The 15920-nt window shown below is 58.9% G+C and carries 16 protein-coding genes, 1 tRNA gene and 1 pseudogene; 15 read left to right on the forward strand and 3 right to left on the reverse strand.

Translation table 11 applies throughout. From position 1 onward, the window contains the following. Positions 1 to 37 precede the first annotated feature (37 nt). The 4 genes from dnaQ (at position 38) to ACFPN5_RS13010 (ending at position 2537) form a co-directional block, all read left to right on the forward strand. Positions 38 to 745, forward strand: coding sequence for a DNA polymerase III subunit epsilon (gene dnaQ, locus ACFPN5_RS12995; RefSeq protein WP_379783844.1), 708 nt, complete (start codon positions 38 to 40; stop codon positions 743 to 745). 39 nt (positions 746 to 784) lie between these two features. Further along, positions 785 to 859: transfer RNA gene (locus ACFPN5_RS13000), tRNA-Val, on the forward strand. 464 nt (positions 860 to 1323) lie between these two features. After that, entirely contained in the window at positions 1324 to 1779 is a 456-nt protein-coding gene (locus ACFPN5_RS13005; RefSeq protein ID WP_379783846.1) for an Arm DNA-binding domain-containing protein, read from the forward strand. Beyond that, positions 1704 to 2537, forward strand: coding sequence for a tyrosine-type recombinase/integrase (locus ACFPN5_RS13010; protein ID WP_379783848.1), 834 nt, complete (start codon positions 1704 to 1706; stop codon positions 2535 to 2537). The genes ACFPN5_RS13005 and ACFPN5_RS13010 overlap by 76 nt, the downstream gene beginning before the upstream one ends. Positions 2538 to 2580: 43 nt before the next feature. On the opposite strand, the gene ACFPN5_RS13015 is transcribed toward ACFPN5_RS13010, so the two are convergent. Together ACFPN5_RS13015 and ACFPN5_RS25250 are read right to left on the reverse strand one after the other, a co-directional pair. Continuing rightward, on the reverse strand, positions 2581 to 3417 hold the full coding sequence (locus tag ACFPN5_RS13015; protein ID WP_379783850.1) for an eCIS core domain-containing protein: 837 nt from the start codon (positions 3415 to 3417) through the stop codon (positions 2581 to 2583). A 286-nt stretch (positions 3418 to 3703) separates the two neighbouring features. After that, positions 3704 to 4001 (reverse strand): annotated as a pseudogene (locus tag ACFPN5_RS25250) (DDE-type integrase/transposase/recombinase); the annotation flags it as partial. A 385-nt stretch (positions 4002 to 4386) separates the two neighbouring features. Here ACFPN5_RS25250 and ACFPN5_RS13030 point away from each other — a divergent pair. Continuing rightward, positions 4387 to 5424 (forward strand): hypothetical protein, encoded by a 1038-nt coding sequence (locus ACFPN5_RS13030; protein ID WP_379783852.1) that lies wholly within the window; start codon positions 4387 to 4389, stop codon positions 5422 to 5424. 561 nt (positions 5425 to 5985) lie between these two features. Here ACFPN5_RS13030 and ACFPN5_RS13035 read toward each other — a convergent pair. Further along, positions 5986 to 6228 (reverse strand): helix-turn-helix transcriptional regulator, encoded by a 243-nt coding sequence (locus tag ACFPN5_RS13035; protein WP_379783854.1) that lies wholly within the window; start codon positions 6226 to 6228, stop codon positions 5986 to 5988. A gap of 390 nt (positions 6229 to 6618) precedes the next feature. Here ACFPN5_RS13035 and ACFPN5_RS13040 point away from each other — a divergent pair, with 390 nt between their 5' ends. From ACFPN5_RS13040 to trbJ, 10 genes are all read left to right on the forward strand, one after another. Continuing rightward, on the forward strand, positions 6619 to 7017 hold the full coding sequence (locus ACFPN5_RS13040) for a transcriptional regulator (protein ID WP_379783856.1): 399 nt from the start codon (positions 6619 to 6621) through the stop codon (positions 7015 to 7017). Between the two features lie 216 nt (positions 7018 to 7233). Then, entirely contained in the window at positions 7234 to 8196 is a 963-nt protein-coding gene (trbB, locus tag ACFPN5_RS13045) for a P-type conjugative transfer ATPase TrbB (protein WP_379783858.1), read from the forward strand. A 9-nt stretch (positions 8197 to 8205) separates the two neighbouring features. Then, positions 8206 to 8634 carry a conjugal transfer system pilin TrbC gene (gene trbC, locus ACFPN5_RS13050; protein WP_379783860.1) on the forward strand — a complete coding sequence of 143 codons (429 nt, stop codon included), beginning with the start codon at positions 8206 to 8208 and terminating at the stop codon, positions 8632 to 8634. A 2-nt stretch (positions 8635 to 8636) separates the two neighbouring features. Beyond that, positions 8637 to 8948, forward strand: a complete 312-nt coding sequence (locus ACFPN5_RS13055; RefSeq protein ID WP_379783862.1) for a conjugal transfer protein TrbD — start codon at positions 8637 to 8639, stop codon at positions 8946 to 8948. Next, on the forward strand, positions 8945 to 11533 hold the full coding sequence (locus ACFPN5_RS13060) for a VirB4 family type IV secretion/conjugal transfer ATPase (protein ID WP_379783864.1): 2589 nt from the start codon (positions 8945 to 8947) through the stop codon (positions 11531 to 11533). Before ACFPN5_RS13055 ends, ACFPN5_RS13060 begins: the two co-directional genes overlap by 4 nt. Then, a complete protein-coding gene (locus ACFPN5_RS13065) occupies positions 11530 to 12303 on the forward strand; it encodes a VirB8/TrbF family protein (RefSeq protein WP_379783866.1) in 774 nt (257 codons plus the stop codon). Before ACFPN5_RS13060 ends, ACFPN5_RS13065 begins: the two co-directional genes overlap by 4 nt. Before the next feature lie 11 nt (positions 12304 to 12314). Next, on the forward strand, positions 12315 to 13217 hold the full coding sequence (trbG, locus tag ACFPN5_RS13070) for a P-type conjugative transfer protein TrbG (RefSeq protein WP_379783868.1): 903 nt from the start codon (positions 12315 to 12317) through the stop codon (positions 13215 to 13217). Position 13218: 1 nt separating this feature from the next. After that, complete coding sequence (locus ACFPN5_RS13075; RefSeq protein WP_379783870.1) at positions 13219 to 13662, forward strand: conjugal transfer protein TrbH; 444 nt, start codon at positions 13219 to 13221, stop codon at positions 13660 to 13662. A 4-nt stretch (positions 13663 to 13666) separates the two neighbouring features. After that, positions 13667 to 15082 carry a TrbI/VirB10 family protein gene (locus tag ACFPN5_RS13080; RefSeq protein ID WP_379783872.1) on the forward strand — a complete coding sequence of 472 codons (1416 nt, stop codon included), beginning with the start codon at positions 13667 to 13669 and terminating at the stop codon, positions 15080 to 15082. Between the two features lie 17 nt (positions 15083 to 15099). Next, positions 15100 to 15885, forward strand: a complete 786-nt coding sequence (gene trbJ, locus ACFPN5_RS13085; RefSeq protein ID WP_379783874.1) for a P-type conjugative transfer protein TrbJ — start codon at positions 15100 to 15102, stop codon at positions 15883 to 15885. The last annotated feature ends 35 nt before the right edge of the window (positions 15886 to 15920 follow it).

Below are 15920 nucleotides of genomic sequence, written 5' to 3' on the forward strand. Positions count from 1 at the left end.
ATACTGCCGGCTTGCCTCAACTTAACAAAAGCCCGCCATGCGCCAGATAGTCCTCGACACCGAAACCACCGGCCTGAATCCACGAACTGGCGACCGCGTCATCGAAATCGGCTGCGTCGAGCTGGTCAATCGCACGCTGACCGGTAACAACTTTCACGAATATATCAACCCCGAGCGCGAGTCCGACGAGGCCGCGCTCGCCGTGCACGGCCTGACCACGGAGTTCCTCAGCGACAAGCCGAAGTTCCACGAGATCGCCGAGAAGTTGCGCGCCTACATCGATGGTGCCGAAGTCATCATCCACAACGCCCCCTTCGACCTGGGCTTCCTGAACGCGGAATTCCAGCGCCTCGGCCTGCCGAGCTTTGTCTCGCACTGCAGCGGCGTGATCGACACCCTGGTCAACGCCAAAGAAATGCACCCGGGCAAGCGGAACTCGCTGGACGCTCTGTGCGATCGCTATGGCGTCTCGAACGCGCACCGCAAGCTCCACGGCGCGCTGCTGGACTCCGAACTGCTGGCCGACGTCTACCTGGCCATGACGCGCGGCCAGAACTCCCTGTCGATGGACCATGAAGTGGAAACGTCCAACGATGGCGCGCTGCTGGAAGCCGTGCCGCTGGGCGAGATCATAGTCGTCGCCGCCAGCGCGGACGAAGCGGCGCAGCACGAAGAGGTGCTTGCCGGACTCGACAAGGGCGTCAAAGGACAGTGTGTTTGGAGAAATTATTCTCTGCAGGGGTGACGGTAGAGAAATCTTGTGGCATAATACGCCTCGTTGTCAGGGAGGTTAGCTCAGGGGTAGAGCACTGCATTCACACTGCAGGGGTCGCAAGTTCGAAACTTGCACTTCCCACCAGAATTCGTAGTGATATCAAAGGCTTGCAGCTTCCAGTTGCAGGCCTTTTTTGTATTTTAGGACAAAGTACGAAAAAAGTACGAAAAACTGCGACGGACGTGAGTGGACGGGATTGGACAAACGGGGGGCACAGGCGCTTGCGATTGAGCAAGGGATTGCTCGCTCGCTAAGCTGCTTTTCAGGTTTGAGTTCGAATCCGGCGTCTGTTCAGCTGCCCACCTCTTTACTTGCACACGGGGCCACCTTCTCTCGGCTTCCTATGGACGCTGTCGGACGTCATTGGACTCAAAGTTCGAATCCCACCGTCTCCGCCAAGATTGAGAAAAGAAGCCACCGTAAGGTGGCTTTTTTTCGTCCGTCGTCATAGGAGAAAACGGCAAAAACGTTGTCCAGTAAGCTCCGCTGCAATCCAGTTGAATCCAGATCAAGCGCGGGGGTAAGGGCGGGGGTAGGATTGAACCATCATGCCGCTCAACCTCAACAAGCTGTCCGCCCTGGGAGTGACCAAGACAAGCAAGCCCGGCTTTTACGGTGATGGCGGGGGCTTGTGGCTGCAGGTTGCCAAATCCGGTTCTAAAAGCTGGATTTTCCGTTTCAAAGTAAGCGGCAGACAGCGGGAAATGGGCCTCGGCGGCTTGCATACTGTAGACCTCGCCAAAGCGCGCGTGCTGGCCCGTGAATGCCGGACGCTCCTTCTCGATGGAAAGGACCCAATCGAGGCCCGCAAGGCAGTGCGGCTCGCGGATGCGCTGCAGCGGTCCCGGTCGATCACCTTCGATCAGTGCGCGGGGGCCTACATCAACGCTCACAGCAGCAGCTGGAAGAACGTTAAGCACGCCGAGCAGTGGCAGAACACCTCGCAACCTATGCGTCGCCGGTTATCGGCGCGCTGCCGGTGGCGGACGTCGACACAGATTTAGTCGTCAAGGTGCTGAGCCCCATCTGGGGAGCGAGGACGGAAACCGCGACCCGCGTGCGCGGACGGATCGAAAGCATTCTTGACTGGGCGACTGTAAGCAAATTCAGGCAAGGCGACAATCCGGCCCGCTGGCGCGGGCACCTCGAGAACCTGCTCGCAAATCCCAACAAAATTGCACCAGTCAAAAACCATCCGGCTCTGCCCTGGCGTGAAGTGCCGGCGTTCATGACGTTGCTCGCACAGTGCCAGGGCACTGCGGCGCGCGCCGCCGAGTTCACGATCCTAACTGCGGCGCGCTCCGGAGAGGTGCGGGGTGCCTCGTGGAAGGAGGTGGACATGAAAGCAAAGGTGTGGACTATCCCTGCAGGGCGCATGAAAGCACGGAAGGAGCACAGGGTTCCTTTGTCCACCGCAGCGATGACTCTGTTGGCGACCATACCGCACCGAGATGGCCTGATCTTTCCCGGCCGATCGGAAAGTGTAGCGCTGTCGGACATGAGCCTGACAGCGGTCCTGCGCCGCATGGGCCGCAGCGATATCACCATTCATGGCTTTCGTTCCTCGTTTCGCGACTGGTGCGCGGAAGTCGTCGGGAACTCCTTCCCGCGGGAAGTCTGCGAGCACGCGTTGGCGCACAGCTTGCCGGATGGAGTTGAGGCAGCCTATCGTCGCGGTGACCTTTTAGAAAAGCGTGTGATGCTTATGCAGGCTTGGGCGAACTACTGCTATTCACAGCATGAATCAAAGCAAGCCATGTGATCGGTCGGCCGGCTTCCCCTGATCTACGCGACGTTTCTGGAACCTATCGGGCCTGCCCCCAGATTTGCCCGTTCCACGTTTGACAGAAACATGCAGAGCCTTGCGATATAGCAACACCCATTGCACATGATCCGTAAGGTGTCTGACAAAATGTAGCAACCGGCGGCTGAGTTATGTACGAGGCGACTGCTGGCATCGCTTGCGGCTGGCTGAATTGACGGTTCGATGACCAAGCTAAATAGGAATCACGATGATGGTTAGCATCATTTTCGACACCGTTCCAGCTTCGCAAATAACGAATAGCAAAATCACGTACTCCCCATTCCCGAAACTGCTGTACGTGCTTAAGTTCGTGTGCCCATAGAGCTAAGTTAGTCTGAGCATCAGACGCACTCCTAAAAACCACGATGTCAATAAGAACTATGGCAGCCGCATCGCCATAATTGATTGAAAGGTTGGCTAAATTAGCTACGCCATTGTCGCCTATTTTATATCGGGTGCGATTTAGTATATCTTCATCATAAAAGCCAGTGAACGCTTGGCGAATATGAGGAGGCATCGGGGATACTCCGCCGCTAACAGCACTGTTCCTCGACTGTCTTAACCATGCCTCAAGAGCAGGGGCATTCGCTTGTACCATGGCCTCGAGTCGTGCCCGATCTACTGCCCCGGCGGCATTAGTAAACTCGCGCTCAAGATTTTTCACAATTCTACCTGGATTTTGAAGGTCCCCGACAATATCAACTTTGGGGGTATTGATATTTACCTCATCGGTTCTAATTCCAAGTTCAGGTATCTTTATGCCGGGTATCCTAATTTGAGCGTTGATGTTCTGCAGCGGAAAGATTGCCAGGGCAAGCAGCAAAAATGAGCGTCTCATTATCAACTCCTTATGAAACCAAAATTATTTATCATTAAAATTCTATCAGGATCGTAACTGAGAACTAGTCAAAAATATTTGTACTTTGGCGTTTATAAGATACTCAAGATTATATTAGTGGATACGCAAACAACAGGTCGGCTTGACCTTATAAAGACAACTGATGATGTTTACGGTCTCATTGTTAAGCCAAACACGGGTATTTTTGTTTCAGGCATCGCGCCGTTATTAAGAGCACCATTGCTATTCCGTCGTTGCAGAAACCCCCTTATGTTGCGTTGGGCATCAACAGGAACTCGACGGTCTTGCCCTGCTTGTCGACGGCACTGTAGAGATACTTCCAGACGCTATTACCAACATGTAGGTCTCATCCATCCGTCAGCCGCGCGTCCAGGCTATTGGGCTTGTGAGCCAACTTCCCGGCATATGACAAACGGATTCCTATCGGTCAGTTGATGATTGGTGGACCGACACGCCACGCTCCTTCATCATTTCCTCGATGTGCTTGTAGCTCAGCGGGTAAGCGACTCACACCGGATACAGACTAGGATGACATCGATCAGGTTGCGGATTTCCTTAACAATGAGGGTGTTGGATTGTCCGGTATTCTGGCTACAGCTATCTGACTGCCGGGTAGGCAAATCGATGCCACAGGGCCTGATTTCTGCGCATGGTTACGGCAGTCCTGCGACTCCATCAAGGTTCTACCAGAAGCCAAACTTAATCAAGAACCATGGCGTAAATACAACATCTAATTTGTTTATTGGTCAAGTTGTTGACATGACCAATAATGAGCCATAAGCTTTTTAGAGCAATTCTTCATTGCCAATGTGACGAGATGGCTGACACATCCCGACGGGAAAGCATTTCGAGCGCCAACGATCCGTAGAAAAACATATATGAGAACTTTTTAGTGCGGTTCCCGTTGGCTTTCAGGGAAAACAATTCATGGTCGAAGGGGGGAAGCAAATGAATGTCAGGCTTTGGAGTATTCTTGTTGGCGCAGTTTTTGCCTGCTGGGTCAGCAGTGCTATTGCGCAAGACAACAATTTAGGGACAGCTGAGAATCTCGGAAAAGCCGTCCCGCCGGATGTTCTCGATGCTATAAAGAAAGCAACCTCTGTGACGACAGTTTTCCCCGTGAACCCGGGCGAGAAATTTGCTGGCCAGGTGTTAAAGGCTGATGAAATCGTCTTTGCGCCCGGAGCAACCTTGACGCTCACAAATCTTAAAGTGCCGTTTATTGTTATCGCTGCGAAACGTTGGAAGTTCGCGGACGCAACCATCACAACAAAGATTGAACGTGATCCTAGCGTGAAAGGAAGCAATGGAATGCCCGGCGCGACCGGTGGCAATGGCTTAGATGGCTCTGGGGAAGTTAACCGACGTGGCAATGACGGCGTGCGAGGAGAAGCTGGCAAACTCGGTGCGGACGGCCAAGAGTTGAAAATGCCTCATATTTACCTCGTCGCGGGAGACCTTACGTCTCCTAAGGGAGAGCCGTTACCAGGCTTCCTTCGGCTTACTTTGGTAGCTCTAGGTATTGATGGTGGCGCCGGTGGGAACGGAGGGAAGGGCGGCAACGGTGGACGTGGGGCCGGCGGCAAAAAAGGCGCCACCAGCGGCTTCGACTGCAAGGATGGCCCTGGTAGAGGTGGAACGGGTGGGGTGGCTGGGCAGGGAGGGCAAGGAGGCAAAGGTGGGAACGGGTCGGATGGAGCGGCAATTACGGTCATCGGCCCCAAACCGGCTACTGAACTTTTTAGCTACGCCCGGATTTTTAATGATGGCGGAGTAGGCGGTCGAGCCGGCCGGCCGGGTGCGCCTGGCCAAGTAGGACGTGGCGGTGGAGCGGCGCCACGTAACGGTTGGTGTGGGTCAGGGCAACCTGGCGATGCCGGTGACTATCCTGATCCGCTTGATCAGGGGACTCGCGGACCAGGCTCGGACGGAGCCAAAGGCCAAACTACACTTATCACCGTTAATAACCTCTCGCCGATATTCTAACTGGTATCACGCGGCACGCTGTGCAGACGTCATCTTACTCCAGGCCTGTAGCAACCAGCAGATGCCTGGAGTGTGCACTACGGCAGAACGGTTATGTTGCGCACAAACCGCTAAGTAGCAGCGCGGTTTGATGGCGGATAAACCAACGGAATGAGTGCCTTTTCAAAACCGAAGTAGCGAACGATTAACTCTCGGAAGACTGCGCGGGTTTCCGGCCGCGTAGTCAACGATCATTGTAGATAGTAGAGACGGGGCAGCAGCGGTACCATGTTGATAACGAATTTGAATCCAGACACGTAAGCAGATCTTACGGGAGCCTGAAACCGCGGCTTCAGTGTTCACGGTTATGGTGGCGAGAGAGCTCACGTGGTACAAAGGCCCAGTTCTGGTTTAAGCGCTTAGTGCATAAGAAAGTGATACGCGGTACAAAGTCGTCTAGCAGGCTAGCGAAGCTAGTACTGTTGCTGATTGATAAGATGCAAGACTAGACCATATAGCGCTGTTTCAGGCCTGCCGAAGACCAATAATACGAGTCGGTTCACAGCGCGTCTGCTCTGCGATTCACGACCGTTCTGCCATTCGGCTGGCCCGAACACATCCTTCTGCCCACTGCAAAACTTCGCTCTTTATCCAGGCGGACGAGCGGCCCTGCAGCTTGATTGGCGCAGGAAACTCCCCCTTTTTGATTGCTTCGTAGACGCTGCTCCGGGATTTTCCACAGATCGAAAGGACTTCCTTCAAGCGAATGAAGCGCAACTCGGCGACCTCGCTCGAGCTACTTGCCGGTGACTTGTCTTTTTTCATGGTTCACTCCGAAAGAATTTTGCAAACGACACTGCAATACCGTCGAGCGGCGCGATTCTCGGTCTCGTGCGCAATAACGACCATACGAGGTAATCCGTCTCGAAGTTTTCGATATTTCGAACGCTTCTTAAGTATCATCTTCGCAGCCTCAGCGAGGAAGCCAAATATGCCGATTATTTCGGATGCATCAAACGAGGGGCAGTGGAGAGGAGGCCAGGGATAGCTCCTCGGTCAAAGTTGCTACTGCCGCAAATCTGAACAGCAGTTCCGCCCTATACTGGAATGACTAAGCATACCTATGCTAAGACTCAATGGCGTGCAAGGCGCTGTCCATCTTCTAAGCGCAGACCAACTTTAGCGGCTAAATTCGCTCACCCGATAGGAGCCTACGTGTACAACCTCATCCTCCTAACGAACATCCTGCGCATCCTCGACGACATCGGGATGACCAAAAGCGAGCTGGCAAAAAAGGCCGGCATGTCAGTGTCCTTTCTCTCCGATCTGACTCACGACCAGGCCAACCCGTCCCTGCGGATCATGGAATCCATCGCGCACGCACTCGACACATCGCTCCCTGCGCTGCTTGAGACAACGGACCTGGACAGGCAAACGTTGGAAGAGCTCGCCGGCGGGAAGTCAAAGCTAAGCCTGCCAGAAGGATATGCGCGCGTCGCGGCAATCCTCACCGAATACCAGGCATTTACTGTCCGGCAGTGGGACCAGGAGAACCGCAAACGTCTTGAGGCTGCTCGGGTGAGACGCAAGGCAGTACCCGGCAAAAAGGCGTAAGCGACGTAATCGGCCATATTGCACCGACGAGAGCTAACCAGCATCCGCTTTATCGAACCGACCAGTTCTTGTAAGTTCTTGATGGCGGGAAATCTCCTTGAGATTACGCAATAAATAGCGCCAATTTCTTGCAGCCAGCTTGTCGTTTGTCCCAGATCGTTTCGGTATATCCTCGGCCATGTAGTATCCGCTCGGCGTAACCCAGAGCGAATAATCATGACCGATCCCGATGACAGCGTTATAACCATAAGGACACGAGCCAAAGAGCGGCTCATGCGCGACATGGGCGTCCAATTGTTGGCCGCGCTCGCTGATCCTCGCACGGTCGAGATCATGCTGAACGCCGACGGTTGCCTGTGGCAGGAACGGCTGGGGGAGGGCATGCGGCGCATCGGCGACATGCGCCCGGCGAAAGCCGAATCAATCATCAAGACCGTCGCCGCGGCGCTGGACCAGGTCGTGAACAGGGCCCGTCCGCTGGTAGAAGGCGAGCTGCCGCTCGACGGTTCGCGCTTCGCCGGCCAGCTCCCACCGATTGTATCGGCCCCCACGTTCGCGATTCGCAAGCGCGCCATCGCCGTGTTCACGCTCGACCAATATGTCGAGGCGGGCATCATGACTGCCCGTCACGGCCACGCCCTCAAGAGCGCTGTCCACCAGCACCGCAACATCCTTGTTACCGGCGGAACCGGTTCGGGCAAAACGACACTCGTCAACGCAATCATCAACGAGATGGTCTGCGCAAACCCCGATGAGCGAGTCTGCATCATCGAGGACACCGGCGAGATCCAGTGCGCAGCGCGGAACTGCATCCAATACCACACGGCCCTAGACGTCCCGATGACGACGCTGCTCAAGGTCATCCTGCGTATGCGTCCAGACCGGATCCTGGTCGGTGAAGTGCGCGGCGCTGAGGCGCTCGATCTGCTCGACGCCTGGAATACCGGACACGAGGGCGGAGCGGCCACGCTTCACGCCAATAGTGCCCTCGCTGGCCTCACGCGCCTGAAATCACTCATTACCCGGAATGCGGCCGCCCCTTCCGAAATCGAACCCCTGATCGGCGAGGCCGTCCACCTCGTCGTGCATATCGCCCGTGTTACAGGCGGCCGCCGTGTCCAGGAGATCCACGAGATCTCCGGGTACGCGGCTGGCCGTTATCTCTCCAAAACCCTCTAGGAGTGTCATATGGAACCGAACCGCTTTGTCCCGCAACCCTTGTGCACCAGCGCAGCGCTGCCTTATCTGCTCCTGGTGCTCGTGTTCGCATACCTGTCACTGGTGCCGGGGCACGCCTACGCCGCAGAAGGAACAGGAGGCTCACTCCCATACGAATCATGGCTGGCCAACCTGCGCAACAGCGTGACCGGGCCGGTGGCATTCGCCCTGGCACTCGTTGGCATTGTCGTATCCGGCGGCACCTTGATTCTGGGCGGTGACCTGAACGGCTTTTTCCGGACCATGATCTTCGTCGTACTCGTGATGGCCCTGCTGGTTGGCGCCCAGAACATGATGAGCAGCTTCTTCGGCCGTGGCGCCGAGATTGCAGCCCTCGGTAATGCCGCGCTCATGCAAGGAGAGCAGCTGGCGACGGCTGCAACGCACAGCATGGCCTAGCCATGGCACTGCGCACGATTCCTATACGGCGTGCCGGCAATCGACAAAACCTGTTCATGGGAGGCGATCGTGAACTGGTCATGCTGGCCGGTCTGCTGGCCTTCGCGTTGATCTTCCAGGCGCAGGAAGTGCGGGCGACCGTTTTTGGGCTTCTGCTGTGGTTCGGCGCGCTCTTCGCTTGCCGGCGCATGGCCAAGGTCGACCCACGATTGCGCTTCGTCTACCTGCGGCATCGCCGCTACGCGCCGTACTACCCAGCGCGTAGCACACCCTTCCGGATAAACACCAGCAGTCAGGGGAGGCAATACAAATGAACAGCTTGTTCACAATCGCATTGGCCGCCGCCGGCTCCGCGATGCTGCTTCTGCTATACCTGCGAATCCGCGCCGCCAACGACGCGCGGCGGATGAAACGACACCGCGCGACAGGAGCCGGCTTCGCTGACCTGCTCAATTACGCAGCCATGGTGGACGACGGCGTGGTCGTCTGCAAGAACGGCGCCTTCCTCGCCGCCTGGTTGTATCAGGGCGACGACAACGCCAACAGCCCCGACGAGCAACGCAACATGGCGTCGGTGCGAATCAATCAGGCACTTTCTGGCCTGGGCAACGGCTGGATGATGCACGCCGACGCAGTGCGCCGGCCGGCGCCCGAGTATCCAGACGCGCAGCTGTCGCACTTTCCTGACCCGGTGTCAGCTGCACTCGATGAGGAAAGGCGGCGGCTGTTCCAGGGCCTCGGCACGATGTACGAAGGCTACTTTGTGCTCAGCCTGACCTGGTTCCCGCCGGTGCTAGCCGAGCGCAAGTTCGTTGAGCTGATGTTCGACGACGAGATGGCCGCGCCCGACCGCCACGCGCGCACCCAAGGCCTCATCGACCATTTCAAGCGCGAGTGCATCAACATTGAGTCGCGCCTGTCGGCGGCGCTCAGGCTGACGCACCTGCGCGGCCAGAAGATCGTGCAGGAAGATGGTTCAGGCGTCACGCACGATGATTTACTGCGCTGGCTGCAGTTCTGTACGACCGGGCACAATCACCCCGTCGTCCTTCCCAACAACCCTATGTATCTCGACTGCCTGATCGGCGGCCAGGAACTGTGGAGCGGCGTGGTCCCACGCATCGGCCACAAGTTCATCCAAGTGGTCGCGATCGACGGGTTTCCCCTTGAATCATCGCCCGGGATCCTGACTGCCCTCGCCGAGCAGCCATGCGAGTACCGCTGGTCATCACGCTTCATCTTCATGGAGCCGCACGAGGCCGTTGCGCACCTCGAGAAATACCGAAAAAAGTGGAGGCAAAAAGTCCGCGGCTTCTTCGACCAGGTTTTCAACACGAATAGCGGCACGATTGACCAGGATGCCCTGTCGATGGTGGCTGACGCCGAGGCAGCGATCGCCGAGGTCAACTCGGGCCTGGTGGCGCAGGGCTACTACACCAGCGTTGTCGTGCTGCTCGACGAGGACCGCGACCAGCTGGAGCGGTCCGCGCGGATGATCGAGAAGGCCATCAACCGGCTCGGCTTTGGTGCGCGGATCGAGACCATCAACACGCTCGACGCCTTTCTCGGCAGCCTCCCGGGACATGGCGTCGAAAACGTACGCCGACCGCTGATCAACACCCTGAATCTGGCTGACCTGCTGCCGACCAGCACGATCTGGACCGGCCTTGACTATGCGCCGTGCCCGATGTACCCGCCGAACGCGCCCGCGCTGATGCAGTGCGTGACGCAAGGTTCGACGCCGTTCCGGCTGAACCTGCACGTGCGCGACCTCGGCCACACCCTGATGATCGGCCCAACACGTTCCGGCAAATCGACCCACTTGGCGCTGATTGCACAGCAACTGCTGCGCTACGCCGGCATGTCTATTTACGCATTCGACAAGGGGATGTCCTTGTACCCGACCACCAAGGCGGTGCGCGGCCGCCATTTCGAGGTGGCGGCCGACGACTGCCTCAGCTTCTGCCCGCTGCAGTTCCTTTCTACCAAAGGAGACCGGGCATGGGCGATGAACTGGATCGATACGATTCTCGCGCTGAACGGCGTCCACACCACGCCGGCGCAGCGCAACGAGATCGGAAACGCCATCATGAACATGCATGAAAGCGAGGCGCGCACGCTGTCCGAACTGTCACTGACGATCCAGGACGAGGCCATCCGCGAGGCACTGAAGCAGTACACCGTGGACGGCATGATGGGTCACCTGCTCGATGCGGAAGAGGACGGTCTCGAGCTGACCCGGTTCACGACCTTTGAAATCGAAGAACTAATGAACCTGGGCGAGAAGTACGCGCTGCCAGTGCTGCTCTACCTGTTCCGCCGGGTCGAGCGCAGTCTGCACGGCCAGCCGGCGGCGATCCTGATCGATGAGGCCTGGCTGATGCTTGGTCACCCTGTATTCAGGGACAAGATCCGCGAATGGCTCAAGGCCTTCGCCAAGAAAAACTGCCTGGTGCTGCTGTCGACGCAACGCCTGACCGATGCCGCCGGCAGCGGCATCCTCGACGTGATCGTGGAATCCACTGCCACCAAGATCTTCCTGCCCAATCTGAACGCGCGCGACGAGGACAGCGCCGCGCTGTACCGCCGCATGGGCCTGAACAACCGCCAGATCGACATCCTGGCCGCTGCCATCCCTAAGCGCCAGTACTACTGCGTCACCGAATCGGGCCGCCGCCTGTACGACACCGCCCTCGGACCGCTCGCGCTGGCGTTCGTCGGGGCGACCGACAAGGAATCGATCGCTTCGATCAAGCGGCTGGAAGCCAAGCATGGCGATGACTGGGTTCACGCGTGGCTGGCCACCAGAAGCCTGCGCCTGGCCGACTACCTACCAGTACCCGATGCGTCGAGCCCGGTCGCAAATGAGGCTCTCACTATCGACAAGGTGACGACATGAACATCAACATCGGTTCCATGCTTCGGCGCGTGGTCCGGCAAGATCCAGCGGGCGATCGGCGCGGCGCCGGAGGCACGCTCGATGGCGGCCGCCGCCCTGAAGAAAGCGAGAATCCGTACATGGCCGCTCGCCGCACGTGGAATGACCATGTCGGTGGCGTGGTCGCCAGCCGGCAAATGGCGATGCTGGGCGGCGTGCTGTGCCTGCTGATCGCGCTGGCGGCGGTTGGCGGCATGACCTATATCGGCAGCCAGTCGCGGTTCGTTCCGATGGTCGTCCAGGTCGACAAGCTCGGGCAGCACGCAGCCGCCATGATAGCGGACCGCGCGCAGCCTGCCGACCCGCGCGTGGTGCGTGCGAGCGTGGCTGCCTGGATCGCCGATGCGCGCCTGGTCACGCCCGACGTCGCGCTGCAGCGCAAGGCCGTGCTGCGGGTCTACGCCATGTTGGCGCCGAACGAAGCGGCCACGACGAAGATGAACGAGTGGCTCAACGGCGCCGAGACCAGCTCGCCGTTCAAGCGCGCCGCGAACGAGACCGTGAGCATCGAGGTCGAGACGACGCTGCGGCAAACCGGGGAGACCTGGCAGGTAGACTGGATTGAGACCACGCGTGACCGCCAGGGCGCACTCAAGTCTGCGCCCCAGCGCTGGCGCGCACTAGTGACGGTGTACACGGTCGAGGCCACGCCCGACACCACCGAAGAGCAGATGCGCGACAACCCGCTGGGGATCCACGTGCGCGACTTCACCTGGTCGAAACAATTTTAGGAGGACATGCCATGAAAACGACTTTGATGGCGGCTCTGTGCGCTCTGCCTCTTGCCGCTCTCGCCGGCGAAACTGGCCCGGCAAGCTCGGACCAAAAGGCAGCGACTGCCTACTTTTCGAAAGAGAACGCGAGGCTGACAAGTAAGGAAAAAGCCGCACTCGACGTGGCCACGCAGTGGCAAACCAACGGCGCGGGGAACAAGCCGGTGGTCCGTCCCGACGGCATGCTGCGCTTTGTCTACGGCGCCCAGCCAATTACCGTCGTGTGCGCGGTCCTGCAGGTGTGCGACATCGAGCTGCAGGCCGGCGAGCAGGTCAACAACCTGAACGTCGGCGACTCCCGCTTCATGGTGGAACCGGCGATCAGTGGCAGCGGTCCGGCCGAAGTATTGCACCTGGTCGTCAAACCGCTCGACGTCGGATTGAATACGTCGCTGATCGTCACCACCAACCGGCGCACTTACCACATCCGCCTGCGCTCGCACCGCACCGACTATATGGCCCGTGTCGGCTTCAGCTATCCAGGAGACGTCATGGCCAAATGGGACGCGATCCGGATGAGTGACGCGAAGAACAAGCAGGAGCGGACGCTCCCGGGGACGAACGAAGACGTGCGCGACCTGCAGTTTGACTACGAGGTCAAGGGCTCGGCCGCATGGAAACCGGTCCGCGTCTACAACGATGGCGTCAAGACCGTAATCCAGATGCCAGCCAAGATGAACCATACGGAAGCACCGGCCCTGCTCGTGGTGCGCAAGGAGGGAGGCTGGCTGAGTGGCGATGATGAGACCGTCACCGTCAACTACCGCGTGCACGGCGACCGCTACATCGTCGACAGCGTATTCCAGAAGGCGATCCTGATTGCCGGCGCCGGCAAGAATCAGGAACGGATCACGATCACCAAGGATAGATGACATGTTCAAAATCGCCCTCGTGCTACTGCTGGCGTCCCTGGCTGGTTGCGCCGGTCCAAAGGCCGCCGCTAACGGAAATTTCGCCAAAGCCAGCCCTGCCGTTGACAAGAAAGTGGCCGATGACGCGGTGAAAAAGCTGGCCGGGTTGTACCCGCCCGCCATTACCCGTTTCGACCTGCAGCAGGTGGCCGCCGACTCCTTCGGCACCTCCCTCGTCGCGACCCTGCGGGCGCAAGGCTATGCACTGCTGGAACCGAAATCCGCGTCCAAGTCTGGTGCGGACCTCAAAAACGGCAACCGCACACTGTCCTATGTGTTCGACCAGCCATCCGGAACTGAGCTGTACCGCATTACCTTGACGATCGGCGACCAAAGCCTGTCGCGGGTGTACCTGGCCAAGGATGGCAGCGTCGCGCCGGCTGGTTACTGGGTACGGAAGGAGTAGGGGTATGAGCAGCGATCCAGAACGCGACATGTCGCCCGAGGCTTCGCCCGGGCAGTTGTCCAGGGGGGCCGGGGTCCGGCGCGTAAACAACGTTCCGCTGTACCTTCTTGGCGGCGCCATGGCCACTTTCCTCGTGATCATGGCCTCGGTCGCGGCCAGCCGCAGCCATCAGCCCAGCCAGTCAGGCGCGAAGGCCCCGCAAAAGGCGGGCACCGCGACCATGTTTGCGAACGCAATTGTCGGCGACCAGAAGGATGGCATCATCCATGCAGCAGCGACGCCGCCAGCGATCCCCGGGACACCTGAATTGACCGCAGAAATTCCAGACATGCCGGCGATGTCCAGGCTCGATAATCCCGAGCTGCCGCCGGCGCCGCCGACCTCGTCCCAACAGCAGCGGGCCGAGCAGCAGCAGATGGGGCAGGGCGGAATGCGCAGTCCCGACGACGAGGCCCCGCGAATCCGAACCATGAAGCTGCAGCAGCTCGACGAGGCAGTAAGAGCACGTTCGGGTTTGCAGATTGCCGCGCCACGCATCGCTTCGAGTTCGGCCTCGAACGCACCCGCCGGTACCGCACCGGCCAACCATGACGAGGTCCTAGCCAAGCTGACGGCCGTGCGCCAACAGATCGAGGCGGCAAACGCCGACGACCCGGGCGAGGCCTACAAGGCCCGCCTGCAACTGCTGCGGGCCAGCCAGGCTGTCGGGAAACCCGGTGGATCAGATGCACCGCAACTGGTACAGCCTGGCACCGCGCGCAACGACGTAGCGCGATTTTCGGAAGGGGAGGGCAAACGCTGGCGGCTCGATGCGCAACCGGAGGCGCCCCGGACACCCTACGAACTGAGAGCAGGTTTCGTGGTTCCGGGAATCCTAATCTCAGGCATTAACTCCGAGCTGCCCGGGCAGATCATGGCGCAGGTCAGCCAGGACGTGTACGACACGCCGCGCGGCAAATGGAAGCTCATCCCAAAGGGCTCACGCCTGGTTGGCGCCTACTCCAGCGACGTCGCCTACGGCCAGGCGCGGGTGCTGGTGGCGTGGCAGCGCATCGTTTTCCCGGACGGGAAGGCAATGGACATTGGCGCGATGCCGGGCGCCGATAGCGCTGGATACGTCGGCTTCAACGACCGGGTCAACAACCACTACTGGAGAACCTTCTCGTCCGCCGTCCTGATGTCAGCGGTAACAGCGGGGATCGCCACCAGCCAGCCCGAAAACAGCGGCTATGGCCGCCCGAGCTTTGGCAGCGCGATGAGCGAGGCGGTCGGGCAGCAGCTCGGCCAGGTAACGGCGCAGCTGATCGCGAAGAACCTGAACATCGCCCCCACGCTCGAGATCCGCCCCGGCTACCGCTTTAACGTCGTCGTCACCAAGGACATAAGCTTTTCCAAGCCGTATCAACCCTTCGATTATTAATGCCATGGAGGAATTCAATGAACACTCCGCGCAGCTCCGTTTCAGCCTCTAGAGTTGTTTCTACCCTGGCGTTCGCCGCCGGAGTTGGATGGCTGGCGCCGGCCTTCGCACAGTGGGCGGTCATCGACGCTGCGAACGTGGTCCAGACCACGATCACGGCGAAGGAAAACATCGCCCAGACCATAAAACAGATCCAGCAGTATCAGACGCAGCTTCAGCAATACGAAAACATGCTGCGCAACACAGCTGCGCCGGCCACGAATATCTGGGATCAGGCGCAGGCCACCATGACCCAGCTGCGCGCCTCAATCGACACGCTGGCTTACTACAAAAACACCCTTGGCAGCGTCGACACTTATCTTGGCGAGTTTAAGGACATGAACACTTACCAGGCGTCGCGCTGCTTCTCGTACAACGGCTGCAGCCAGTCCGAGTGGGAGGCGATGCAGGCGTCGCAGCGGCTCGGCTCGGAGGCCCAGAAGAAAGCGAACGATGCCTTGTTCCGCGGCCTCGACCGGCAGCAGGACGGTATGGTCGCGGACGCACGCCAGCTCGAACGGCTGCAGGCATCGGCCCAAGGCGCGCAGGGGCAGGTGCAGGCGATTGGTTATGCTAATCAGTTAGCCAGCCATCAGGCGAATCAGCTGCTACAGATCCGTGCACTCCTCATCGCGCAGCAAAACGCGATTGCAACGCGTAATCAGGTTCAAGCGGACCGAGAAGCAAAGCAGATGGCCGCTCATAAGGCATCAACAGACGTCGGCGCGTTTAACGGAATTTCTCGCACTCCCAAAAAATGGTGACCGTGATGATGAAAATTTATCTGATTGTGACGCTT

Origin of the sequence: Massilia niabensis (genome assembly GCF_042655085.1) — a bacterium.
GTDB lineage: Bacteria > Pseudomonadota > Gammaproteobacteria > Burkholderiales > Burkholderiaceae_D > Telluria > Telluria niabensis.

What these genes read in the sequence shown, in the direction of transcription:
- ACFPN5_RS13075 (WP_379783870.1), top strand. Translation starts at nt 13,219, where the DNA reads ATGTTCAAAATCGCCCTCGTGCTACTGCTGGCGTCCCTGGCTGGTTGC.
- ACFPN5_RS13080 (WP_379783872.1), top strand. Translation starts at nt 13,667, where the DNA reads ATGAGCAGCGATCCAGAACGCGACATGTCGCCCGAGGCTTCGCCCGGG.
- ACFPN5_RS13005 (WP_379783846.1), top strand. Translation starts at nt 1,324, where the DNA reads ATGCCGCTCAACCTCAACAAGCTGTCCGCCCTGGGAGTGACCAAGACA.
- trbB (WP_379783858.1), top strand. Translation starts at nt 7,234, where the DNA reads ATGACCGATCCCGATGACAGCGTTATAACCATAAGGACACGAGCCAAA.
- ACFPN5_RS13055 (WP_379783862.1), top strand. Translation starts at nt 8,637, where the DNA reads ATGGCACTGCGCACGATTCCTATACGGCGTGCCGGCAATCGACAAAAC.
- ACFPN5_RS13030 (WP_379783852.1), top strand. Translation starts at nt 4,387, where the DNA reads ATGAATGTCAGGCTTTGGAGTATTCTTGTTGGCGCAGTTTTTGCCTGC.
- ACFPN5_RS13035 (WP_379783854.1), bottom strand. Translation starts at nt 6,228, where the DNA reads ATGAAAAAAGACAAGTCACCGGCAAGTAGCTCGAGCGAGGTCGCCGAG.
- dnaQ (WP_379783844.1), top strand. Translation starts at nt 38, where the DNA reads ATGCGCCAGATAGTCCTCGACACCGAAACCACCGGCCTGAATCCACGA.
- trbC (WP_379783860.1), top strand. Translation starts at nt 8,206, where the DNA reads ATGGAACCGAACCGCTTTGTCCCGCAACCCTTGTGCACCAGCGCAGCG.
- trbJ (WP_379783874.1), top strand. Translation starts at nt 15,100, where the DNA reads ATGAACACTCCGCGCAGCTCCGTTTCAGCCTCTAGAGTTGTTTCTACC.
- ACFPN5_RS13015 (WP_379783850.1), bottom strand. Translation starts at nt 3,417, where the DNA reads ATGAGACGCTCATTTTTGCTGCTTGCCCTGGCAATCTTTCCGCTGCAG.
- ACFPN5_RS13065 (WP_379783866.1), top strand. Translation starts at nt 11,530, where the DNA reads ATGAACATCAACATCGGTTCCATGCTTCGGCGCGTGGTCCGGCAAGAT.
- ACFPN5_RS13060 (WP_379783864.1), top strand. Translation starts at nt 8,945, where the DNA reads ATGAACAGCTTGTTCACAATCGCATTGGCCGCCGCCGGCTCCGCGATG.
- trbG (WP_379783868.1), top strand. Translation starts at nt 12,315, where the DNA reads ATGAAAACGACTTTGATGGCGGCTCTGTGCGCTCTGCCTCTTGCCGCT.